Source organism: Paenibacillus sp. FSL R5-0490 (assembly GCF_001956215.1).
In the GTDB taxonomy this organism is placed as follows: domain Bacteria; phylum Bacillota; class Bacilli; order Bacillales; family Cytobacillaceae; genus Cytobacillus.
The window spans coordinates 140111-164657 of sequence record NZ_MRTQ01000001.1 but is presented as its reverse complement, the minus strand read 5'-3'; the positions used below and the strand labels follow the sequence as shown (position 1 = coordinate 164657).

The following is a 24547-nucleotide window of genomic DNA, read 5'->3' as shown; positions in this document are numbered from 1 at the left end:
TATTCTTATCGTTCAGACTGAAGTTTTAGAAGTCCAGGCCAAAAAGAAAACAGCCTGCATGATACAGGCTGTCTTTTCTCCACAATTGGACTAAAATTTAAAGATTTTTCGGAAGTTCTCCATCCGGACTTATTAATGCCACTGAATAATGATCTGTGAAAATGGAATTCGCCATATTATTCACGCCCTGCATGGAAACTGCATCGATTTCATCCACGATTTCATCCATAGACCGATGGCGGCCCAGAAGCAGTTCATTTTTGCCATTGCGGCTCATCCTGCTGTTTGTGCTTTCAAGGCTTAGCATTAAGCTTCCTTTGAGCTGTTCTTTACTGTTATTCAGCTCTTTATCTGTGATGCCTTCTTTTTTAAGAGTGGCAAGGGTTTCCTGAATCGTATCAAAAAGAACATCCAGCTGTTTAGCTCCCGTACCGCCGTAAAGCGTCACAATACCGCTATCCTGGAAGGCAGAGTGATAAGAGAAAACAGAATAAGCCAAACCTTTTTGTTCCCTGACATCCTGGAATAAGCGGCTGCTCATGCTTCCACCCAAAATATTATTTAAAACAATCAGATTGTATATTTCCTCATGTCCTACCTGCAGACCTTCGAACCCTAAGCAAAGATGAGCCTGCTCGGTATCCTTTTTACGGGCAAGATGGTTTGAATGAAACTCAGGTTTCTGCTCTTTACGTTCTCTCTTACCGCCTTCGTAGGATCCAAAGTATTTTTCAACTTCTTTGATGAAAGATTCCTCAATATTTCCGGCAATGGAAATCACAACATTTTCAGGCGTGTATGTTTCATGCATATACTGTTTTAATGTTTCGCCATTAAACGCGGCCAGCGTTCCTTCAGTGCCAAGAATCGGATAACCAAGTGAGTGGTTCTCGTAGATTGCTTTGCTCAAAAGATCATGAACGATATCATCAGGCGTATCTTCATACATTTTGATTTCTTCGTAAACAACATTTTTTTCTTTGTTCAGTTCTTCATCCACAAACGTGGAGTTAAAAAACATATCAGAAAGCACTTCAAGAGCAAAATCAGAATGGGTATCCAGTACTTTTGCATAGTAACATGTATATTCTTTTGAAGTGAAGGCGTTCACCTGGCCGCCAATGCTATCAAAGCTCTCAGCAATTTCACGGGCTGTTCTCGTTTTGGTCCCTTTGAAGAACATATGCTCAAGAAAATGAGAAATTCCATTATTCTCTGGTACTTCATTTCTTGAGCCTGTTCCGATCCATACCCCTATCGCTACAGAACGGACGGTTGGAATATTTTCTAGTACGACTCTTACTCCGTTTTGGCATGTATATTTCTTAATCAAATAAATTCCTCCTGTTCTGAAACCCAAAGACATACGCTTACATTAGTTTATATGATTATTGTTATTTTTTCCAAAATCCTGATTTTTATTTTCTCTATACTGGATTCTCTTCTCGCTTAACAGCTCGGATACTGTTCCAATCTCCAGGTTCTTCTGCTTTAGCCCTGTTATAAGTCTATCAAGTGATTTTTCGGTGGATTCCGTAGGATGCATCAGAATAAGTGCTCCATTATGGACCTTTGATAACACTCTGTTTATCAGCACATCCGGGGAGGGTTTTCTCCAATCCACTGTATCAACAGTCCACATGACGGTGCCAAGGTTTTTCTCGGCAGCAATCTTCACTGTTTCATCTCTATAGCTGCCGCTTGGTGGAGCAAACCATGTAATAGGCTTACTCAGCTTTTCATCCATTGTGGCTTCAATTACATCATTTGTCTTTTGGATTTCTTCCCTTGTCCTTGCAGAAGAGATCACTTTCATGTCCGGATGGGTGTACGAATGGTTGCCTACTTCATGGCCTGCATCCATAATCATTCTGGCGAGTTCCGGATTATTCTTTACCCATCTTCCTTCAAGAAAAAAACTTGCTGACACATTATGTTCCTTTAAAGTGGCCAGCATACCGGATAAATATTCATTTCCCCATGCCACATTAATGATGAAGCTGACCATCGGTTTATCGGGATGACCTTTATATACAGGTGACGGCGGCAGGTCCTTTAACTTCACCTTCGGTTCAATTTGTGTAAATACAAGTTTATCTTCATTGAACTTTTTGCCTGACTTCATCTTTCTATACGAAGCCTCAACATCTACTTCAATTCCATTAAGGCCGGGAATGGCTTTCCATACAGGGTCTATTTTTGCATCCTGTGCAGGAATGCTGAATTCTTCTCTTTTTGCCGTAATTTCTTCATATAGTGAATCCTTTGGCTTGGAAACAGTTATGGCATCTGTTTCTTGTTTAAGGCCTGATACATACTGATCAGTAAAAGGATTATTGATAAAAACAAGTGCCATCAAAAACATGATCGTAATATGAATAAACTTTCTCATTCTTCATGCCTCCTTCAATTCATAGTATGAGTTGAAGGGACAAGGTAGAACGGAACCAAGTAACAAAGGTATGCAGTATAGGGCAAAAGCCCATCGAAAATCGTATATGTAAAAAGCCAGGGTTTCCCCTGGCTTTTAGGAAAATTCGCCACGCAAAATGCTTCTCTATTTAAATAGAGGTTAGTATTATTGCTGTGCTTTTTCCTTTTGCTCACGCTGTTCACGCAATACGGCTTTGCGGGAAAGATTTACGCGGCCTTGTTTATCGATCTCAGTAACTTTTACCAGAAGTTCGTCACCAATGGATAGCACATCTTCCACTTTCCCTACACGCTCTTCAGCAAGTTCTGAAATGTGAACTAATCCATCTTTACCAGAGAAGATTTCAACAAATGCACCGAATTTTTCAATCCGTTTTACTTTGCCCAGATACATTTGTCCAACTTCCACTTCACGTACGATATCTTCAATAATCTTCTTCGCTTTTTGATTCATTTCTTCATTTACAGATGAAATGAATACTGTTCCATCTTGTTCAATATCGATCTTAACGCCTGTTTCTTCGATGATCTTATTGATTTGCTTTCCGCTCGGCCCAATAACATCACGGATTTTGTCAGGGTTGATTGACATCATCAGAATCTTAGGAGCATATTCAGACAGCTCTTTTCTTGGCTGTTCAATAGTGCTCAGCATGGAATCAAGAATCTGCATGCGGCCTTTCTTCGCCTGCTGCAGTGCTTCTTCCAGAATCTCACGGGACAGACCTTCAATCTTAATATCCATTTGCAGAGCAGTAACTCCCTTAGAGGTACCAGCCACTTTGAAGTCCATATCGCCAAGGTGATCTTCCATACCCTGAATGTCTGTCAGGATTGAATAATGCTCGCCTGATTTAATTAGGCCCATTGCTATACCGGCAACCGGCGCTTTTATAGGCACACCTGCATCCATCATAGCCAGAGTACTTGCACAAATACTTGCCTGTGATGTTGAACCATTTGATTCAAGCACCTCAGATACAAGACGAATCGTATAAGGAAAATCCTTTTCAGAAGGAATAATCGGCTCAAGAGCACGTTCTCCAAGAGCACCATGCCCGATTTCACGGCGGCCCGGTCCTCTGATTGGCCCAGTTTCACCTACACTGAAATTAGGGAAATTGTAATGGTGCATGAATCTTTTTTCTTCTTCAATTCCCAGCCCGTCCAGAATCTGTACATCTCCAAGAGCTCCTAATGTACAAATGCTCAATGCCTGAGTTTGTCCACGTGTAAACAAACCTGAACCATGTGTGCGCGGCAGAAGGTCTACTTCTGAGGACAGCGGGCGGATGACATCCAATCCGCGTCCATCCGGACGCACTTTATCTTCTGTAATTAAGCGGCGAACTTCAGCTTTAACAATTTTATCAAGGATCTGCCTGATTTGCTTAAGCTTGTCGTCGTCTGCCTCTTCACCTTGATATTTAGCTGTGATTTCTTCCTTAACTGCTTTTATGGCAGCTTCACGTGCATGTTTCTCCTGCACCTGGATAGCTTGAATCATATCCTTCTCACAGATACCGCGAACTTCTGCTTCTAAGTTCTGGTCAACCTGGTATAAAACAATTTCCATTTTCTCTTTCCCGATTTCAGATGCAATTTCTTCCTGGAAAGCAATAAGGCGTTTAATTTCCTCATGACCAAACATAATTGCTTCAAGCATAGTTTCCTCAGGCACTTCCTCTGCACCTGCTTCAACCATGTTAATCGCATCTTTTGTACCCGCTACAACAAGGCTGATATCGCTTTTTTCAGCCTGTTCTACAGATGGATTAATGATGAATTCTCCATCGATGCGGCCTACGCTGACTCCAGCAATCGGTCCGCCAAATGGAATATCCGACACAGAAAGGGCTAATGATGAACCGAACATTGCAGCCATTTCTGATGAGCAGTTTTGATCCACACTCATCACCATGCTTACAACCTGTACATCATTTCTGAAACCGTCAGCGAATAATGGACGAATTGGCCTGTCAATTAAACGGCTTGCCAAAATCGCTTTTTCACTTGGCCGGCCCTCTCTCTTAATAAAACCGCCCGGAATCTTACCAACAGCATACAAACGTTCTTCATAGTTAACTGTCAGAGGAAAGAAATCCAGATTTTTTGGTTCTTTGGATGCTGTAGCTGTACTTAAAACTACAGTATCACCATAGCGCACTAAAACTGCACCGTTAGCCTGTTTAGCCAGCTGGCCAATCTCTACGGTCAATTTGCGCCCAGCCCAATCAAGGCTGTAGACATGTTTATCTTGTCCCATAATTTTACCCCTCTCTGCATTCACTTTAAGGACAGGCGTCAATTCTGCCTGGTCCGTTTAATTGTTAATTTCCTGCATATTCAGCAGGCGTTCCTGCGAAGACAGCAGAAGCTCATAAGCTTTGCATTGCCCGCAGTCCAGTTTTATATAAAAGCATGAAATGCTCGTTAATCATAATAAAATTAGGCATCTTATAGTATGCACAATTTTCCCGTTTGCTAAAATAGGATAAGTTATGTATGTACATGATCAGGAACAAAATTCAAGTTTTTAAAGCTAATAAAAAAGCGGGAAAAAATCCCGCTTCTGTTGATTATCGACGTAAGCCAAGCTTATTGATTAACTCACGGTAACGTGCAACGTCTTTGTTGCGAAGGTAAGTTAATAGGTTACGGCGCTTACCAACCATTTTCAAAAGACCGCGACGTGAATGGTGGTCTTTCTTGTGAGTACGTAAATGGTCGTTCAAATTGTTGATTTCTTCAGTAAGGACAGCGATTTGAACTTCTGGAGATCCAGTGTCGCTCTCATGAGTTTTGAACTCATTGATTAGCTCATTTTTACGTTCTTTAGTGATTGCCATCCGGTTCACCTCCTAAATTTTCAATCCCCTGTTACTGAGCAAGCGTCGGTGACTCGACTTGCCAAGCAAAGGTTCATTTGGTACGTTACTTAGAATACAACTTTTTATGACAAAAAGCAAGGCTAAACCCTGTTTTTCTCAAAATATTGCTCAGTCTGCTGTTTATCCTTTTCAATTTGCGCAATTAACTCCCGCACGCCGGCAAATTTCCTTTCGCTTCTAAGATGTTTATGCCATTCAACGGTAACCTTCCTGCCATAAATATCTGAAGAAAAATCAAAAATATGGACTTCAACTGATGGCCTGTCCCTTTTTTCCTGATTAAAAGTAGGCTTGTAGCCGACATTACAGACACCTTCATACCAGCTGCCATCTACTGAGAATCTTACAGCATATACACCGGGAGGGGGAATGATGCAGTCATCAGAAACGTCTACATTCGCTGTAGGAAAGCCGATTGTCCGGCCTCTCTTATCACCATGGACAACGATTCCGGATGTTTTATAATATCTTCCTAAAAGGCCGGGAAGCTCACCCGTTTTCCCTTCACGTATATATTTCCTTATTAGCGTAGAGCTGATTTTTTCGTCTTCTTTTGCCAGCTTAGCAACGACCGAGTAATCAAATTGATCCCTAGAATGGAACAGCAATGTTTCCATTGTGCCGCGTCCCATTCGTCCATAGGAATAATCAAAGCCTGCCACGACATGTTTTGCATTAAGACCAATCAGGTATTGGTCCACAAACTCCTGTGGCAGCAGATTAGCAAACTCCCTTGTAAAATTAATAACAAACAAATAATCTATACCTAGATCAGCTATGATACCAATTTTATCCTCAAGAGGTGTAATATACTCGACATGCTGAACGCTTTTCCCCAAAACGACCGAGGGATGAGGATCAAATGTCATGACAGCACTTTTTAATCCTTTTTGTTCAGCTATCGATTTTGCTTCACGGATTACTTTCTGATGACCCAGATGAACACCGTCAAAATAACCTAGTGCTATTGCCAATTCAGGCATTTCGTTTCTATCCATTCGATGAGGATGATGTATATGAATAACTTCCATATTAATAATTCACCTTTTCTCTACAGAGCCTGGACCTATATAAATGCACAGCTTTTTAACGAGTGCTTATTGATCATTCCTTAACACCTTTACTGGCTTCATAAACCCTGGTTTGCGGGGGTGATGTTCATAAATTGCCAGAACAAGACCTTCCTCTACCTCTACTGCGATTGGGCCTTTAGTGTCGTACAAATGATCAGGGATAGTTAATACAGCCCCATTTTTTACTTTCTCTGCTACTTTATCACTTATATGAAATTTCGGCAAATGAGAAAGCGCGGACTCCATAGGCCGAAGAACCTCGTCCATTGTCCCCTTCTCAGCCCTGTCTTCTATTTCTTCAAAAGTCAGGCAATCTTCAAGTGTCAGTGAGGCCGACTGGATTCTTACCAGTTCAGACATATGGGCAGGATATCCCAGTTCACTCCCAATCATGACCGCAAGCGTACGGATGTATGTACCTTTGCTGCAGGCTACACGGAAACGGAAGGTAATATTCTCACCCTCAAACATCTCTCTCTCATCGAGAAGTTCGATTGAGTAGATAGTAACTTTCCTGGAAGGCCGTTCCACTTCTATTCCCTGTCTTGCATATTCATAGAGACGCTTGCCATTTACCTTTACTGCTGAATACATGGGAGGAGTCTGTGTAATTTCCCCTGTCATGCTTTGAAGCACTTTCATCACCTGATTTCTGGTAATAGGTGAGGAAACTTCTTTCCTTTCTACGACTTCACCAGATGCATCCTCTGTTGTCGTAGAAAAGCCTATTGTGACTTCTCCCTCATAAGATTTTCCTGCGTCTGTTATGTATTCAGCCACCTTCGTTGCCCTCCCAAGGCAGATGGGAAGTACTCCTGTCACGTCAGGGTCCAATGTTCCGGTGTGCCCGATTCTTTTCATTCGCAGAATCTTCCTCAGCCTGAACACACAATCATGGGAAGTCATTCCCTTAGGTTTAAAAAGCGGCAAAATCCCTTCCATATTATGTACCACCTTGTCAATTTGTATTTAGAAAAAAATGGATAGACAAAGTGTCTATCCATTCCATTATTCTTCTTCTTTGGAGCGTTCCTCATCTTTGGAACGGCCTTCGTCCTGGATTTGATGAAGCAGGGAATCGATGCGGTTGCCGTAGTCGATTGATTCATCAAATTCGAATAGGATTTCCGGTGTTTTCCGCAGCCGGATTCGCTGGCCGATTTCAGATCGGATAAAGCCTTTTGCTTTTGCCAGCCCGCGAAGCGTATTTTCTCTTTGTTCCTCATCACCAAGAACTGAAATATACACGGTTGCCTGCTGAAGATCCCCGGTTACTTGAACATCAGTGACTGTTACAAAACCAACCCGCGGGTCCTTGATTTTTCGGCTGATGATTTCGCCCAGTTCTTTTTTCATTTGTTCTCCAACTCGATTTGCTCTAAGGCTCATTCTATATCACCTCTTCTTAAAGCCACTCTAAATCTGTAATTGTCCGTTCAATTTCCGGGAACGAATCAATCATTTTCAGCGCATTTTGCAGCTCGTGCTCAGTTGAAACCCGAGTGGACGAAACGGCCACAATGGCAATTTTTGTCCGCTGCCATAGGTCCTGATAGTCCACCTCAGATACAGAAACATTGTATTTTTGTTTCATCCGGGTTAGAATGCGCTGCAAAACAGCCCGTTTTTCTTTCAAAGAATGTGTGTCATAAATGATACATTCACAGGCAGCAAGCCCAATTATCATTAACGTTCCACTTCTTCCATAATATATGCTTCGATAACGTCGCCTTCTTTGACGTCGTTGAAGTTTTTGATGGTAATACCGCACTCATAGCCTTGTGCAACTTCTTTAGCGTCATCTTTGAATCGCCTAAGAGCGTCAACTTCACCTTCAAAAATTACAACTCCATCGCGGATTAAACGAACGCCGCTGTCACGGGTGATTTTTCCATCCGTAACATAAGAACCTGCAATTGTACCGATTTTGGAAACTTTGAATGTCTGGCGTACTTCAGCCTGGCCGATAATTTTTTCCTGGAACTCAGGATCAAGCATACCCTGCATCGCCAATTCAATTTCCTCGATTACTTTGTAGATAATGCGGTGCAGGCGGATGTCAACATTTTCTGCATCTGCTGCACGTTTCGCGTTATTGTCAGGACGTACATTGAATCCAATCACAATAGCGTTGAAAGCAGCAGCTAAAGTGATGTCAGACTCGTTAATGGCACCTACACCTGTATGAAGGATACGAACATTAACACCTTCTACATCAATTTTATGAAGAGCGGCAGTCAATGCTTCCGCAGAACCTTGAACGTCCGCTTTCACAACGATGTTTAAGTCTTTCATTTCCCCTTGTTTCATATGTTCAAACAAGTTATCCAGACTCACGCGTGTTTTTTCATTTCTTTGAGCCTGCAATGCTTGCTGGGCACGGGCTTCTCCAACCTGGCGGGCTGTCTTTTCATCATCAAGAACAGCGAAGCGGTCACCGGCTTGAGGAACATCGTTAAGACCTGTAATCTCAACAGGAGTTGAAGGTCCGGCAGTTTTCACGCGGCGGCCAAGGTCATTAACCATTGCACGGACACGTCCAAATGAGTTGCCGACAACGATCGGGTCTCCTACCTTCAATGTACCGTTTTGCACAAGCAGCGTCGCAACTGAACCGCGTCCTTTGTCAAGCTGTGCCTCGATAACTGTACCAACGGCATTGCGATCAGGATTTGCTTTGTATTCTTCCACTTCACCTACAAGAAGAATCATTTCAAGCAGTTCATCAATTCCCTCGCCTTTAATAGCTGAGATTGGAACAAAGATCGTGTCTCCGCCCCATGCTTCTGGAACCAGGCCATGTTCAGTCAATTCCTGCATAACACGGTCAGGATTTGCTGCTTCCTTATCCATTTTATTAACAGCCACAATGATTGGCACTTCAGCTGCTTTCGCATGGTTAATTGCTTCAACTGTTTGCGGCATAACACCGTCATCAGCTGCTACAACGAGAATAGTAATATCGGTAATTTTTGCACCGCGGGCACGCATCGTTGTGAACGCAGCGTGTCCAGGAGTATCAAGGAAAGTAATCTTTTTGCCGTTTTCCTCAACTTGATAAGCTCCGATATGCTGAGTGATTCCGCCTGCTTCTCCCGCAGTTACTTTCGTGTTGCGGATGGAGTCAAGCAATGTTGTTTTACCATGGTCAACGTGTCCCATGATTGTTACAACAGATGGACGTTCCACCAGTTCAGCATTTTCATCTTCAGTGAAGTATACTTCAAGATCGGTTGTATCAACCAGTATCTCTTCTTCTACTTCAACACCGTATTCACCTGCAATCAGCTCAATCGCATCTTTGTCAAGTTCCTGGTTAATGGTTGCCATAACACCAAGCATAAATAGCTTTTTAATGATTTCGGAAGGCTCGCGGTGAAGCTTCTTTCCCAGTTCCGCTACTGTCAGTGATTCGCTGAAAGTAATTTTTGAAGGAAGCTCCTTCACCTTTTTAGGAGCTGGGGCCACATGCGTCTGCTGCTGTTTGCCTTTATTGTTTTTATTCTTATTGTTGTTTCGGTTATTGTTATTGTTTCTATTATTATTATTATTGTTTCTGTTGTTGTTATTGTTATTGCCTCTATTATTGCCGGAGAAGTTTTTGCCTGACTGGCTGCCCTGTCCCTGGCTTCTGTTTTCACCGGATTTATTCTGAGGCTTGCTTTTGGCAGCTGTGGAATTGCCTGCACTATTATTTGAAGCCGGTTTTTGATTTCCCTGCGGCTTCTGCTGGTTTTGAGGTTTGCTCTGGTTTTGAGCCTGGCTGTCATTCTTGATAAAAATACCATCAAGCTTCTGGACTGCCGCCGGCTCAATCGTAGTCATATGATTGGAAACCTCAATATTCATGTCTTTTAATTTTGTAATAACATCCTTGCTTGAAATGTTATGTTTTTTCGCATATTCATAAACGCGCATTTTACTCATACTTTCACCCCCGCTAGTATTAATCGAGCAACGTTAACAGCTTTTTTGCAAATCCGGCATCTAACACTGCCACCACAACGCGGGCTTCCTTCCCTATAGCCTTGCCGAGCATTTCCCGGTTTTGAATCAGCTTATATGGAACCCCAAATGATTTACATTTATCTGTAACTTTTTTTGCCGTATTTGCGGATGCATCTGCAGACAGCAAAACAAGCTTTGCTTTGCCGTTTCTGATCTCTTTAACAGCAAGCTCTTCTCCCGAAGTAATTTTCCGTGCCCGATTGGCTAAGCCAAGCAATGACATCCATTGATTTGAGTTCATTTGGATTGCCGTTTCTCCTTCTCTATTAACTCCAAGAGTTCTTCATAGATAGCATCATCTATGGAAACTTCTAAATGATTGGCTAAGATATTCTTCTTCTTTGCTAACAAAACTGCTTCCTTTTCTTTGGAAAGATAAGCCCCGCGCCCTGATTTTTTTCCGGTCGGGTCAACAGAGACTTCCCCTTCTTTGGAGCGAACGATGCGAACGAGTTCTTTTTTCGGTCTCATTTCACCGGTAGCGACACATTTTCGCAAAGGAACTTTTTTACGATTGTTCACGATCATTCACCTCTTCCCTATTCTTTTTCCTCTAAAAGTTCATCCTGAAAGTCGAAGTCTGCATCATTTTCATAGTCTTCGTTTTCATAATCATCATTATCAAAGTTCAACAGTTTTTCATCCCTAGGATAAATTCCTGCTTCACGGGCATCTGTTTCTGACTTGATGTCTATTTTCCAGCCTGTAAGCTTAGCTGCAAGTCTGGCATTCTGTCCGCGCTTTCCGATTGCCAGTGAAAGCTGATAATCCGGAACTACAACAGTTGTTGCTTTGTCATCTTCATTTACGATTACGTCAAGCACCTTTGAAGGACTTAGTGCATTTGCGACGAATACTACCGGATCTGAAGACCATTTTACGATATCAATTTTCTCACCCTTGAGCTCATTGACTATTGCCTGTACACGTGTGCCCTTAGGACCTACACATGAACCTACCGGATCAACTTCTTCATTGTCAGAATGAACCGAGATCTTGGAACGGTCCCCTGCTTCACGCGCAACGGATTTGATTTCTACAGTTCCATCATAGATTTCAGGAACTTCGATCTCAAATAATCTCTTCAGCAGGCCAGGATGGGTCCTGCTTACGAAGATCTGTGGACCTTTTGTTGTCTTTTCTACCTTTGTAATAAAGACTTTAATGCGGTCATGGGGCTGATAACGCTCATTTGGCATTTGTTCGTTCGCCGGAAGGATCGCTTCAATCTTTCCAAGGCTCACATAGATGAACTTAGGATCTGTACGCTGAACAATCCCCGTCATAATATCTTCTTCACGGTCGATAAATTCAGAATAAATGATGCCTCTCTCCGCTTCACGGACACGCTGTGTAACTACCTGTTTTGCCGTCTGGGCAGCGATGCGCCCAAAGTCCTTAGGTGTTACTTCCATTTCAACGACATCTTCCACCTGGTAGTTAGGGTTGATTTTTTGAGCATCCTCAGCAGAGATCTCTAGACGCGGATCAAATACTTCATCCACTACCTCTTTGCGGGCAAAGACTCTCATCGTTCCGTTCCCTAGGTTTAAATCAATGCGCACATTCTGTGCCTGGTTAAAGTTTCTGCGGTAGGCTGACACCAATGCTGCTTCAATGGCTTCGATAATCACATCGCGAGAAATGCCTTTTTCTTTCTCAAGCAATGTCAGAGCATCCAAAAGTTCACTGCTCATGAGATTTATATCCCCCTTTATTTCTCTTTTAAAAAATGATCAACTCTAAAGCAGCATTTTGCTTTTCTTAATAAGCAAGCCCGCAATCAGCCGTTATTAAAATACAACGGCTAAACGGGCATTTGCTACCTTCTCATAAGGAATTTCAATATTTTTCTTCCTTGTTTTGATTTTCACTTCTACCGTAACGGTCTCGCCGTCAAATTGGGTTAACACACCTTCGAACGTCTTTTCACCATCAATTGGCTCGTATGTTTTAATGTAAACATTCTTGCCGACTGCTTTAATAAAATCACTGTCTTTCTTAAGAGGGCGTTCAGCTCCCGGCGATGAAACTTCCAAGAAATAGTTGTATGGAATCGGATCTTCAGCATCGAGCTTTTCGCTTAGCCTCTCACTGACCATTCCGCATTCCTCGATATCAACACCAGTTTCTTTATCAATAAATACGCGAAGGAACCAGTCTTTCCCTTCTTTTACATATTCAATGTCGACTAATTCTAAATTAAGTTCATCCACAATAGGGGTGACCAGTTGTTCCACCGTTTCAGTCACTTTGCTCATTCATATCCCTCCTTTTTCCTGGAATCTAAAGCGCTGTTTTTCAATCAATAAATCAGAAATTGGCTCTGCTAAACTTAATTAACATATAGTTTTAACATAGATCCGATAGTAAGAAAAAACCGTACACAACACGAAAGAGTGGGTTGCCCCACTCTTCCTTTTGCGAGAGTTATTCTTAGTATTTCCAATAAAACTATACCATAACCAATTTTTTTATGCAAATGGAATAGCTGTCAGCAGAAGGGTTTGGACCATCCGCTGGTCTTATTTTTAGAATAGAGACAGCTGATTTTGTTCCGGAAGGGATTCCAGGCAGCCGTGGTTATCGAGATACTCGATAATCGTCTTCGACACTTTTCCGCGCTGCTGCAGATCTTCTTTCGAGAGGAATTCCCCTTCTCCCCTTGCTTTAACTATATTGAATGCTGCATTTGTACCCAAACCTGGTATGGAATTAAATGGCGGTATCAAAGAATCTCCATCAATGATAAACTCACTTGCGCTTGAGCGGTATAAGTCCACCTTTTGGAAATTAAAGCCCCTTTCATTCATTTCCAGAGCCAATTCCATTACAGTCAGCAGGTTCTTTTCTTTCGTTGAAGCATCAAGTCCCTTTGCATTGATTTCTTCGATGCGCGCACGGATCGCCTGTGATCCTTTAACCATTGCATCCACATCAAAGTCCTCTGCGCGGACAGTAAAGTATGCTGCATAATAAAGAAGCGGATGGTGCACTTTAAAGTACGCAATCCGGACAGCCATTAATACGTAAGCAGCTGCATGGGCTTTAGGGAACATGTATTTAATCTTTTTACAGGAATCAATATACCATTCAGGCACTTCATTCTTTCTCATTTCCTCTTCCATCTCATCACTCAGGCCTTTACCCTTACGGACCGATTCCATGATTTTGAAAGCAAAAGCAGGCTCCAGGCCCTGATAGATTAAATAAACCATAATATCATCACGGCAGCCGATAACTTCACTTAGGTTACAAATATTATTATGGATTAATTCCTGGGCATTTCCGAGCCAAACATCTGTACCATGAGAAAGACCTGAAATCTGCACAAGCTCTGAGAAAGTGGTCGGCTTTGTATCTTCGAGCATCTGGCGGACAAACCGCGTACCAAATTCGGGTATGCCGAGTGTTCCGGTTTTACACATGATTTGCTCTTCGGTGACACCAAGTGATGCCGACCCGCTAAAAATTTTCATTACTTCAGGGTCATCTGTGGGAATGGTTTTTGGATCAATTCCGCTCAGGTCCTGAAGCATCCTAATAACAGTCGGATCATCGTGACCCAGTATATCAAGTTTTAATAGATTATCATGAATGGAGTGGAAGTCAAAATGGGTTGTTTTCCATTCAGATGTCCGGTCGTCTGCAGGGAACTGAATTGGCGAAAAGTCGTAAATATCCATGTAATCCGGCACAACAATGATACCGCCCGGGTGCTGTCCGGTTGTCCGCTTCACCCCTGTACAGCCGGAAGCGAGCCTGTCAATTTCCGCACCCCTTATTTGCAGATTATTATCATTCTGGTATGCTTTGACATACCCATAAGCTGTCTTATCGGCAACAGTGCCGATTGTTCCGGCACGGTATACATAATCCTCGCCGAAAAGCACCTTTGTATAGTTATGGGCTCTAGGCTGGTATTCCCCAGAGAAGTTCAAGTCAATGTCGGGAACTTTATCTCCTTTGAAACCAAGGAATGTTTCGAACGGAATATCATGTCCATCCTTTTTATATTTAGCTCCGCAGCTCGGGCAATCTTTATCAGGCAGGTCGAAGCCGGAGCCTACTGACCCGTCATTGAAAAACTCGGATGTTTTGCATTCCGGGCAAACGTAATGCGGCGGCAGCGGATTTACCTCCGTTATTTCGGTCATCGTTGCAACAAAGGAGGATCCGACAGATCCACGGGAACCAACCAGATAGCCATCATCCAATGATTTTTTTACAAGTTTGTGAGAGATCAGATAGATAACCGCGAAACCATGTCCGATAATACTCTTAAGTTCTTTTTCAAGGCGCGCCTCAACAATCTCAGGCAGCGGCTCACCATAAATTCTTCTTGCCATTTCGTAACTCATGCTGCGCATCTCTTCATCTGCGCCTTCAATTTTTGGCGTATACAAATCATCTTTAATCGGCTTTATTTCTTCAATCATATCTGCTATTTTGTTCGTGTTCTCTACCACAATTTCTTTCGCTTTGTCTTTTCCAAGAAATGAAAAAGCGTCAAGCATCTCATTGGTAGTCCTGAAATGAACATCCGGAAGCTGATGGCGGTTCAGCGGATTCGCTCCTCCCTGTGAATTAACAAGGATTTTCCGGTAGATTTTATCATTTGGATTCAGGTAATGAACATTTCCTGTTGCAACTACCGGCAGACCAAGCTTGTCTCCCAGTTTTACAATATTTGTGATGATTTCTTCCAGCGCTTTTTCATCTCTTACAAGTTCAAGCTCTAAAAGGTGTGCATAAACGGCTTTTGGATGCACTTCAAGATAATCATAGAATTGTGCTGTATCTTCGACTTCATCCGGAGATTTCTGCATCATGCCTTCAAAGACTTCCCCTTTATCGCACCCGGAACCAACCAGTATTCCTTCACGATGCTTTTGAAGGACTGACCTGGGAATGCGAGGAACTCTGTAAAAGTATTCCATATGCGAGATGGACACGAGTTTAAAGAGGTTCTTCAGACCTGTTTCTGTTTGTGCAAGCAGGGTGCAATGAGCTGGTCTTGCACGCTGATAAGCATTTCCCTGTCCCATATTGTCATTGAATTGATCATGATATTCGATCCCTTTTTCTTCTGCACCCTTTAGCATCTTAAGTAGCAGATAGCCTGTTGCCTCTGCATCATAGATAGCACGGTGATGCTGGGTGAGTTCAACATCAAATTTTTTGGCAAGGGTATTCAGACGGTGATTTTTCATGTCGGGATATAAAAAACGTGCAAGTTCGAGGGTATCTATTACTGGATTTGGCGCCTTGCCAATACCGATTTTTTTATAGCCGACATTCAGGAATCCCATGTCGAATGAAGCATTATGTGCTACTAAAACAGCATCTTCTGTCCATTGATGGAACTTCTTCAGGACTTCTTCCACTTCCGGTGCATTCTCCACAAGATCATCTGTTATTCCAGTCAAATTAATGGTCGTTGCGGATAAAGGATGATGAGGGTTTGCAAAGGATTCAAACCGGTCAATGATTTCACCATCATGAATCTTAACTGCAGCAAGTTCAATAATCGTATCATAAACAGCTGATAAACCGGTTGTCTCAACATCAAATACAACATACGTATCTTCAGTAAGCTTGCGATGAGCATCGTTATAAGCAATCGGTACACCATCATCCACAAGATTTGCTTCAATTCCATATAAGATCTTAATATCATTCTTTTTCCCGGCACCATAGGCTTCAGGGAATGATTGAGCAACAGCATGGTCTGTAATGGCTACTGCTTTATGGCCCCATTTCTTCGCCTGGGAAACCAGTGCACTGACAGATGAAACAGCATCCATTTGGCTCATCGGTGTATGCAGGTGAAGTTCAACCCTTTTTTCTTCAGCAGGCGATGTATCCTGCCTTTGAATAGGTTTGATCTCATTAATATCGTTCCCGATCATTACCAGATCACGGACAAATGTATCATTTTGAATGCTTCCGCGGACCTTTAGCCACATCCCTTTTTGAATGTGCTGGTATAATGCGGCATCCTCTTTATCCCGGGAAAACATTTTTACTAGAATGGAACTGGTATAATCCGTTATTTTAAAAGTTAAGAGTGTCCGGCCGCTGCGGAGCTCTCTTGTCTCAGCAGCAAACACGTAGCCTTCAATGGCTACCCGGCGTTCTTCATCTACTATATCAATCAATTTGCGGTAATCTGCATCATCTTTAATGGTAAGACCGATCGTAAGCGGCCCCTTGGGTGCTGTGTGATCTGCAGACTCAGCTTCCGCTTCTTTCTTCTGCATTTCGATTGCTGCCTGAAGACCGCGTTCCTGGTCTTCTTTGCGTTTGGCTTCCATGAATTTTTCATATTCTTCATTGGAACCATCAGTGGAAACTTCTGTATCAACTGTTAACGCCGGAAAGCCAAACACTTGAAAGACATCTGAAATAGTGCCGGCATACTTCTTCTTGATAGACAATCCTTCCAATTCATTACGAACTTTAATGATAAGTTTGTTACCCTGTACAGAAGGAACCTGCTCATTCAGAAGCTTTAAAAGCGGCGGCGCCATGCCATCCATTTCTTTAATGCAGTTATGCCAGTATTCAAGTACAAGCTGTTCAGTAAAATCCTGATTTCTGACAGAGATGCTATATGAAATTTCTGCGATATGGGAAAATGTTTTTTCCAGCTGATCTGTGAAACGACTGTATACACTGCAAGGCAATATGTGTGGAAAGGCAAAATAAAAATGCCATTTCCGTGACTGTCTTTCGACTATGAGCCTTTCGATTTGGGCATCATGAAAGTGCTGCACAAAGGCATCTTCAGTTAGCTGCATCTGCTGGAGCAAGAGCTGAAATCTAGAAGGTTCGCTCATCTTTCTCTCTCCCATCCAATAATCTTGGTTTCTATTTTAAGTTGAATTTTTTATTGTATTTAAAAAACAGACGGACTTAATTATAACATATCGTATGAGATAGTGATTGAAAAAACGGATTCCATTTTGGAACCCGTTTTTTCATCTAAATTAATGGATCTGCACATATTTTTTATGCAGGAATGTTGATCTGCACATATTTTTTACAGGAAAAATCTCTGAATATCGTTCCATGTGACCACTAGCATTAATAGCATTAAAAGGGCAAATCCTATAAAATGGACCATTCCCTCTTTGTGGCGGTCAATCGGCTTCCCTCTTACTGCCTCGACTGCAAAGAACATTAACCTTCCGCCATCAAGAGCCGGAATTGGAAGCAGGTTCATAATTCCCAGATTTATGCTTAGGATTCCTGCCCATTTCATCAGGTAGTAGATGCCAGATTTGGCTACAGTATCTGTTGAAACATAAATGCCTACCGGGCCTGATAATGCATCAATTGAAAACTGTCCAGTGACAAGCTTGCCCAGCATAACAAAAATTTCTTTTGTCCAGAAATACGTTTCCTTGGCTCCGTAGGTAATAGCCTTTAATGGAGATTTTTCCATCGGGCTATATACACCAATGATTCCAATTTTTTCGCCTTCTACATCCTGAACCTTTGGTGTAACCGATATAGTATGTTCCTGGCCGTTTCTTTCCACTAAAAATTCGAGTTCTTCACTTGGGTTCTTTCTAATGATTTCCACTACATCTGACCAGCTTGAAATTTCGGCTCCATCCACACTTTGAACCATATCGCCTTCCTTTAGCCCAGCTTCATATGCAGCACCATCAGGCGTCAGCTTGCCAAGGGCAGGTTCATTTGTTGGAATTCCCTGCAATAAGGCTATTAGAACAAAAACGATAAAAGCCAGAACAAAATTCATCATTGGGCCCGCGAAGATCGCCATTGTTCTCTGGCCCAAGGTCTTTGATGCAAATTGACGATCATACGGAGCAATGAGCGTTTCGGTCCCATCCTCAACCAGTACAGCTGAACGGCTGACTTTGAAAATTTGGATGGACTCATCCTCTTCTCCCTCAACGTATCCTTTTATTACAAGGGTATGCTCAATATCAGCATCTTCAACTTCAACGATTCTTGCATCAGGATACTTATCTTTGTTGTTTAATATAATTTTGCTTACTTCCTCGTTTTTATCAAGGATCAAACCAATACGGTAGCCTGGTTTGATTTCCACCATTTCAGGATCTTCACCGGCCATGCGGACAAACCCGCCGATAGGCAGAAGACGAATCGTATATACTGTTTCATCTTTTTTAAAGGAAAACACCTTTGGCCCGAATCCAATTGCAAATTCCCGGCAGAGTATTCCTGCTCTTTTTGCGAATATTAAATGTCCGAGCTCATGAAAAAATACCAGTGCCCCGAAAATAACAATAAAGGCTATTACTGTACTCAAGTTTTAACCACCTTTTTTTAGAGGTTGTTCAACTGCTGCTGGTACGTGCATTAATTTATAACTTGTTACGCACCTTTCAGCACTTGAACACAAGCTTATAGAAGCGAGCTGACAAATCTCCTTGTTTCCAAATCTGTTTCCTGAATTTCAGTCAGACTTGGATTTGAGATGATGTCATGGCTGCCCAGTGCTCTTTCGATGAAATCTTCTATTTGCAGGAAGGTAATCTTTCCATCCAGGAATGCAGCAACAGCAGCTTCATTCGCAGCATTCAATACGGCTGGCATTGATCCGCCAGCTTTTCCGGCTTCATAGGCAAATCTCAGGCAGCGAAAACGATTAAAGTCCATTTCTGCAAAATGGAGCTTGCCGATTTCAGCAAGATTCAGCCGTTTTGCTGTTTGCAGAGGGAGCCTGTCAGGATATGTTAATGCATATTGTATAGGTACTCTCATATCCGGTGTGCCAAGCTGTGCGATTACACTGCTGTCATGATATTCCACCATGGAATGGATAATGCTTTCTTTATGAAGAAGGACATCTATTTTACTGTAGTCCATGGAGAAAAGCCAATGTGCTTCAATAACTTCGAGTCCCTTATTCATCATAGTGGCAGAATCAATAGTTATTTTTGCTCCCATTGACCAGTTTGGATGATTTAGCGCTTCTTGAACAGTCACATTTTCCAGTTCCTTGCGGGAGCGGTCCCTGAAGCTGCCTCCGGAAGCTGTTAAAATGAGCCTTTCAATATTTTTTTCTTTTTCCCCTTGCAGAGATTGAAAAATAGCAGAGTGTTCACTGTCTACAGGAAGCAGGGGTACACCATTCCGCTTTGCTGCTTCCATGACCAGGTGGCCGGCAGTTACAAGGGTTTCCTTATTCGCGATGGCGATTGTCTTCTTTTCCTCAATCGCCTGCAGGGTAGGATTAAGGCCTACACTGCCTAATACTGCATTAACCAGTATTTCTGATTTTTTGTAAACAGCAACTTCTATCAAACCTTCATGTCCATATGTAAATGTTATGCCGGGAAACTCCGTTTTAAGAATATCTGCGGAACTTTTTTCTGATAGTGAGACAAGTTCTGGCTGAAAGTCAGATATAATCTTCCTGGCAAGATCTATATTCCTGCCGGCAGACATGGCTGCCAGCTTAAAATCCTCGGGGTGCTCCTTAATAATATCGAGGGTCTGTATTCCAATAGACCCTGTTGCCCCCATCAAACTGATATGTTTCATAGTCTCCTCCTTATAAGAAAAGCGGAAGCGCCTTGCCCACCCCCGGCAAGCATAAGACGAGCCTTCCAGAAAGGCGTTTTTTGCCTTTCTGGGAGGATTGCCCGAAATGTGGAGGCGACTGCTTAGGGACGACAAGCATATGACGAGCCCTGCAAGAAGGTGTTCTTTCCTTCTGGAAGGGATTGGCTTATGTCTCGAGTCCCTAGGAGCCGCAATTAGACAATCTTATGACCTTGAGGTGGCTGGCGCTGGAGCTGAACAATTATCTGGTATCCAAATATATACTGCTCTTTTGCCTATAGGTTTACAGCAGGTGAAAAAAGTGAAGCAATGGCAGGACGAATAATAAACTGTCAAAGCGGTCCAGAATTCCGCCATGACCAGGTAAAATATTTCCTGAGTCTTTTACATTATAATGACGCTTTAATGCTGATTCCACTAAATCCCCTATTTGCCCAAACACAGACAGGATTGCAGTAATTACTAATAACCCAAGCAGGGATTCATCAATATCTGTAAAGATAATAAATAACACCGCAACTGCCAGTGCGCAGGCAACACCGCCAAGCGAACCTTCAACGGTCTTATTTGGACTGATTTCAGGCCAAAGCTTCTTCTTTCCCATTGCTTTCCCTATAAAATAGGCACCTGAATCTGTTGCCCAAATGAGGAAAAGTGCAAAAAAGAGATAGGTCAGGCCTTGATCGGCGAAGCGGGTTTCCATAAAATAATAAAATCCAATGCCAACATATAATGTGGACATAATGGAAAAAGCCACATCATCAAAAGTAAATTTGTTTTTTGTCGCGACTGTATACGTTAAGAAAAGAAGCACCCCAAAAAGAGCTACCTCAATTTTTGTATAATTCATATCATCCAGGATTGACTGAAATTCTTTAGGCAAAAGGAAAATCCACAATAATAATAAAGAAATAATGCCTGGAATCGAGAATAAACTTAAATTTCTCATTTTCAATAATTCAAATAGGGCAATGGATGCCAGCAAATATGCCAGGATGATGATTGGCATGCCTCCAAAGATAATGATCGGCAGGAGGATTGCTCCAAATATTATGGCTGTGATAATACGCTGTTTCATTCAATTTTCAACACCTTTATTGTACTCCTCCAAAACGCCTCTGGCGGCTTTGGAATACTTCGATCGCTTCAAGCATTTGCTCTTCATTGAAATCCGGCCATAAGACATCTGTAAACCAGAATTCTGTGTATGCAAGCTGCCAGAGCATAAAATTGCTTAATCTAATTTCACCGCTTGTACGTATCAGCAGATCAGGATCCTTCAGCCCGCCTGTCATAAGGTAGGATGAGAATTTTTCTTCATTCAATTCATTTTCATTCATTATACCACTTTTGCAATCATTTAAGACATGCCTGACGGCTTCGAGTATTTCTGCTCTGCTCCCATAATTTAATGCAAAGTTCAGCACCAGCCCGGTGTTGTTTTTTGTCTCTTCCATCGCTTTGGAAACTGCATTACGCGTATGAGCAGGCAGGTGGTCAAAATAACCAATCATTCTTACCTGCACATTCTCTTCAATCAGTTCTGGAAGGAAAGTTCCCAGAAATTCCTCTGGCAGCTTCATAAGAAAGTCCACTTCCATTTTAGGACGCTTCCAATTCTCAGTTGAAAATGCATATAAGGTTAGAGTCTTCACTCCAATATCGCTTGCAAATCTGGTGATTTTTCGGACGACCTTCATTCCCTCATGATGGCCGGCAACTCTCGGGAGCGCTCGTTTTTTTGCCCACCTGCCATTACCATCCATAATGATGGCAACATGCTCAGGTATTTGTAATTCTTTTATTTTTTCAACTCTCTCTCGGAGATTGGAAGAACTGTTTTGGGACTTCCATAACTTCATTTTATCAAACATAAGTCTGCTCCTTTAAAATAGGTTAATCCTCCGATAAAAGACAAAGTGTGAAACTTCAATAAGCAGGAGCTTTTTCCCGCTTATTAATAGTTGAAATTCAGTCATAGTATCTTTTAGAGATTATTCTAATGGTAAAATAATGATATTGCCTCTTTCCGCATGATAATATCATACCAAAAATAATTAAATATATCTCTATAAAAGAGTATGTTACCAGAAAGTTAATTCAGGATAGGAATCTGCCTTCTTCGTATATTACAGCAGAGTTGGCGCCTTAGCACCTGATCTGATTATGTATGCTTCTAAAGAGTAAAAGAACCCCCTATTGATAGAGGGTTCTAACTATAGAATAAATTAGACTGCAAGGATTTCTTTTTCTTTTTCTTTTGTTAATTCGTCAATCTTGCTGATATGGTCATCAGTAAGTTTTTGAATATCATCAGAAAAACCGCGAAGATCATCTTCTGTGATCTCTCCATTTTTCTCAAGCTTTTTCAGGTCATCATTGGCATCGCGGCGAACATTGCGGATGGCAACTTTTGCTTCTTCTGATTCTTTTTTAACAACCTTAACAAGCTCTTTACGGCGTTCTTCTGTTAGCTGCGGAATAGCCAGTCTGATTACACTGCCGTCATTTGAGGGATTTAAGCCGATATCAGATTTAAGAATGGCTTTTTCAATTTCTCCCAGAATAGTTTTGTCATAAGGCGTAATGACTAAAAGGCGCGCTTCAGGAGCAGACACCCCGGCAAGCTGGTTAACTGGAGTCGGCGCACCGTAGTAATCAACAGTGATGCGATCAAGCAAAGAAGCGTTAGCTTTACCTGCACGGATGCTCGCAAGCTCCCTTGTATAAGCTGAAATTGCTTTAGTCATTCTTTCTTTTGCATCTGAAATAACTTGTTTTGGCATTATTTTTTCCCCCTAACGATTGTTCCGATTGTTTCACCCATTACGGCGCGGTTAATATTGCCTTTTTCCATGATTGAAAATACAATTAACGGAATGTTGTTATCCATACATAAAGATGATGCTGTAGAATCCATTACTGCCAATCCTTCTTTCAATACATCAAGATAGGAAAGTTCATCGTATTTCTTTGCGTTTTTATCAACACGGGGATCAGCTGAATAGACCCCATCCACATTGTTTTTCGCCATAAGAATTACTTCTGCTTCAATTTCTGCAGCTCGCAATGCTGCTGTAGTATCAGTAGAGAAGTAAGGATTTCCGGTTCCGGCAGCAAAGATTACAACCCGCTTTTTCTCGAGATGGCGGATGGCTCTTCTGCGGATGTACGGTTCAGCAACCTGTCTCATCTCGATTGAGGTTTGAACTCTCGTCTCCACTCCAAGATTCTCGAGGCTATCCTGTAATGCCAATGAGTTCATAACAGTTGCAAGCATACCCATATAGTCTGCATTTGCTCTGTCCATACCCATTTCTTCTCCGATCTTTCCTCGCCAAATGTTTCCGCCGCCAACTACAACAGCAACCTCGACACCCAGATCAGCCAGATCCTTAACCTGTGCAGCAATTGATTTAATCACTGAAGGATTAATTCCGAAACCTTGCTCTCCTGCTAAAGCTTCTCCACTTAATTTCAAGACTACGCGTTTGAATTTTGGGCTGCTCATAAGAACCTCCATATGTAGTATAAAAAGCTCAAGCGCTTAAAGGCGCTATTGCTGCATTTACAATCTATCTCATTCTTGAAAAACAGGGAACACAAAGTGTTCCCTGAATCATAGCTGATTTATTTCTATAAAATATTACTTCTTAACTTGGTTCATTACTTCTTCAGCGAAGTTGTCTTCACGCTTTTCGATGCCTTCTCCAACTTCATAGCGAACGAACTCACGGATTTTTCCGCCTTTAGATTCAACGAATTTGCCAACTTTTTGATCAGGGTTTTTAACAAAAGCCTGGTCGTTTACGCAAACATCTTCGAAATACTTGCCAAGACGTCCTTCAACCATCTTTGCAACGATGTTTTCCGGCTTGCCTTCGTTAAGAGCCTGCTGAGTCAATACTTGACGCTCGCGCTCAACTTCGTCCTGTGACACTTCATCACGGGATACATATTTAGGATTTAGAGCTGCAATATGCATTGCAACATCTTTCGCTGCATTTTCGTCAGTTGTTCCTTCAAGAACTGTTAGCACACCAATGCGTCCGCCCATGTGAAGGTATGCACCAAATGCATCGCTGTCAGTTTTTGTTTTGATTTCGAAGCGGCGAAGAGAAAGCTTTTCTCCGATTTTAGCAATCGCACTATTGATGTGAGATTCTAAAGTAGCACCGTTAGCCATAGTTTGTCCAGCTGCTTCTTCTACTGAAGCCGGCTTTGCAGTAAGTAAGTGCTCCGCGATTTCTTTAACAAGTGTTTGGAATCCTTCGTTTTTAGCAACGAAATCTGTTTCAGAGTTTACTTCAAGGATAACCGCTTCGTTTCCGTCAACCTTTACAGAAGTAAGACCTTCTGCAGCGATACGGTCACCTTTTTTAGCAGCTTTAGCAATTCCTTTTTCACGAAGGAAGTCGATTGCTTTTTCCATATCACCTTCAGTTTCCTGAAGAGCTTTTTTGCAGTCCATCATGCCTGCGCCTGTTTTTTCACGAAGTTCTTTAACCATTTGAGCAGTAATTGCCATTATGAGATCCTCCTTAATGAGTTATGTAATAATATCTTTACCATTTA

The 24547-nt window shown here is 42.1% G+C and carries 21 protein-coding genes; all 21 read right to left on the bottom strand.

Annotation, left to right across the window (positions count from 1 at the left end):
* Window positions 1–97: 97 nt before the first annotated feature.
* A complete protein-coding gene (locus tag BK139_RS00790) occupies window positions 98–1333 on the bottom strand; it encodes a M16 family metallopeptidase (protein ID WP_076255853.1) in 1236 nt (411 codons plus the stop codon).
* Window positions 1334–1375: 42 nt separating this feature from the next.
* Window positions 1376–2392 carry a polysaccharide deacetylase family protein gene (locus BK139_RS00785; protein WP_076255851.1) on the bottom strand — a complete coding sequence of 339 codons (1017 nt, stop codon included), beginning with the start codon at window positions 2390–2392 and terminating at the stop codon, window positions 1376–1378.
* Between the two features lie 186 nt (window positions 2393–2578).
* Window positions 2579–4699 (bottom strand): polyribonucleotide nucleotidyltransferase, encoded by a 2121-nt coding sequence (gene pnp, locus BK139_RS00780; RefSeq protein WP_076255850.1) that lies wholly within the window; start codon window positions 4697–4699, stop codon window positions 2579–2581.
* 313 nt (window positions 4700–5012) lie between these two features.
* On the bottom strand, window positions 5013–5282 hold the full coding sequence (gene rpsO, locus BK139_RS00775; protein ID WP_009330698.1) for a 30S ribosomal protein S15: 270 nt from the start codon (window positions 5280–5282) through the stop codon (window positions 5013–5015).
* Between the two features lie 122 nt (window positions 5283–5404).
* Window positions 5405–6355 (bottom strand): bifunctional riboflavin kinase/FAD synthetase, encoded by a 951-nt coding sequence (gene ribF / locus BK139_RS00770; RefSeq protein ID WP_076255848.1) that lies wholly within the window; start codon window positions 6353–6355, stop codon window positions 5405–5407.
* 66 nt (window positions 6356–6421) lie between these two features.
* Window positions 6422–7339 (bottom strand): tRNA pseudouridine(55) synthase TruB, encoded by a 918-nt coding sequence (gene truB, locus BK139_RS00765; RefSeq protein ID WP_076255846.1) that lies wholly within the window; start codon window positions 7337–7339, stop codon window positions 6422–6424.
* Between the two features lie 66 nt (window positions 7340–7405).
* Window positions 7406–7786 (bottom strand): 30S ribosome-binding factor RbfA, encoded by a 381-nt coding sequence (gene rbfA, locus BK139_RS00760; protein WP_076255844.1) that lies wholly within the window; start codon window positions 7784–7786, stop codon window positions 7406–7408.
* Window positions 7787–7802: 16 nt separating this feature from the next.
* Window positions 7803–8084, bottom strand: coding sequence for a DUF503 domain-containing protein (locus BK139_RS00755; protein ID WP_076255842.1), 282 nt, complete (start codon window positions 8082–8084; stop codon window positions 7803–7805).
* Window positions 8084–10324, bottom strand: a complete 2241-nt coding sequence (gene infB, locus BK139_RS00750; protein ID WP_076255840.1) for a translation initiation factor IF-2 — start codon at window positions 10322–10324, stop codon at window positions 8084–8086. Before infB ends, BK139_RS00755 begins: the two co-directional genes overlap by 1 nt.
* Before the next feature lie 19 nt (window positions 10325–10343).
* Entirely contained in the window at window positions 10344–10646 is a 303-nt protein-coding gene (locus BK139_RS00745; protein WP_009330704.1) for a YlxQ family RNA-binding protein, read from the bottom strand.
* Entirely contained in the window at window positions 10643–10927 is a 285-nt protein-coding gene (gene rnpM, locus BK139_RS00740; protein WP_009330705.1) for an RNase P modulator RnpM, read from the bottom strand. Before rnpM ends, BK139_RS00745 begins: the two co-directional genes overlap by 4 nt.
* 17 nt (window positions 10928–10944) lie before the next feature.
* Window positions 10945–12102, bottom strand: a complete 1158-nt coding sequence (nusA, locus tag BK139_RS00735; protein WP_048008988.1) for a transcription termination factor NusA — start codon at window positions 12100–12102, stop codon at window positions 10945–10947.
* 96 nt (window positions 12103–12198) lie between these two features.
* Window positions 12199–12666, bottom strand: a complete 468-nt coding sequence (rimP, locus tag BK139_RS00730; RefSeq protein ID WP_048008989.1) for a ribosome maturation factor RimP — start codon at window positions 12664–12666, stop codon at window positions 12199–12201.
* Window positions 12667–12936: 270 nt separating this feature from the next.
* On the bottom strand, window positions 12937–17247 hold the full coding sequence (locus BK139_RS00725) for a PolC-type DNA polymerase III (RefSeq protein ID WP_286147499.1): 4311 nt from the start codon (window positions 17245–17247) through the stop codon (window positions 12937–12939).
* Window positions 17248–17450: 203 nt separating this feature from the next.
* Window positions 17451–18713 (bottom strand): RIP metalloprotease RseP, encoded by a 1263-nt coding sequence (gene rseP / locus BK139_RS00720; RefSeq protein WP_076255837.1) that lies wholly within the window; start codon window positions 18711–18713, stop codon window positions 17451–17453.
* A 95-nt stretch (window positions 18714–18808) separates the two neighbouring features.
* On the bottom strand, window positions 18809–19951 hold the full coding sequence (gene dxr, locus BK139_RS00715; RefSeq protein ID WP_076255836.1) for a 1-deoxy-D-xylulose-5-phosphate reductoisomerase: 1143 nt from the start codon (window positions 19949–19951) through the stop codon (window positions 18809–18811).
* Window positions 19952–20255: 304 nt separating this feature from the next.
* Window positions 20256–21050 carry a phosphatidate cytidylyltransferase gene (locus BK139_RS00705; protein WP_076255833.1) on the bottom strand — a complete coding sequence of 265 codons (795 nt, stop codon included), beginning with the start codon at window positions 21048–21050 and terminating at the stop codon, window positions 20256–20258.
* A 16-nt stretch (window positions 21051–21066) separates the two neighbouring features.
* The gene (locus tag BK139_RS00700; protein WP_076255831.1) at window positions 21067–21846 is read right to left on the bottom strand and encodes an undecaprenyl pyrophosphate synthase; all 780 of its coding nucleotides are present in this window, start codon (window positions 21844–21846) and stop codon (window positions 21067–21069) included.
* 354 nt (window positions 21847–22200) lie between these two features.
* Window positions 22201–22758 carry a ribosome recycling factor gene (gene frr / locus BK139_RS00695; RefSeq protein ID WP_076255829.1) on the bottom strand — a complete coding sequence of 186 codons (558 nt, stop codon included), beginning with the start codon at window positions 22756–22758 and terminating at the stop codon, window positions 22201–22203.
* Window positions 22758–23483 (bottom strand): UMP kinase, encoded by a 726-nt coding sequence (pyrH, locus tag BK139_RS00690; RefSeq protein ID WP_076255828.1) that lies wholly within the window; start codon window positions 23481–23483, stop codon window positions 22758–22760. The genes frr and pyrH overlap by 1 nt, the downstream gene beginning before the upstream one ends.
* A gap of 135 nt (window positions 23484–23618) precedes the next feature.
* Complete coding sequence (gene tsf, locus BK139_RS00685; protein WP_076255826.1) at window positions 23619–24500, bottom strand: translation elongation factor Ts; 882 nt, start codon at window positions 24498–24500, stop codon at window positions 23619–23621.
* Window positions 24501–24547 lie beyond the last annotated feature (47 nt).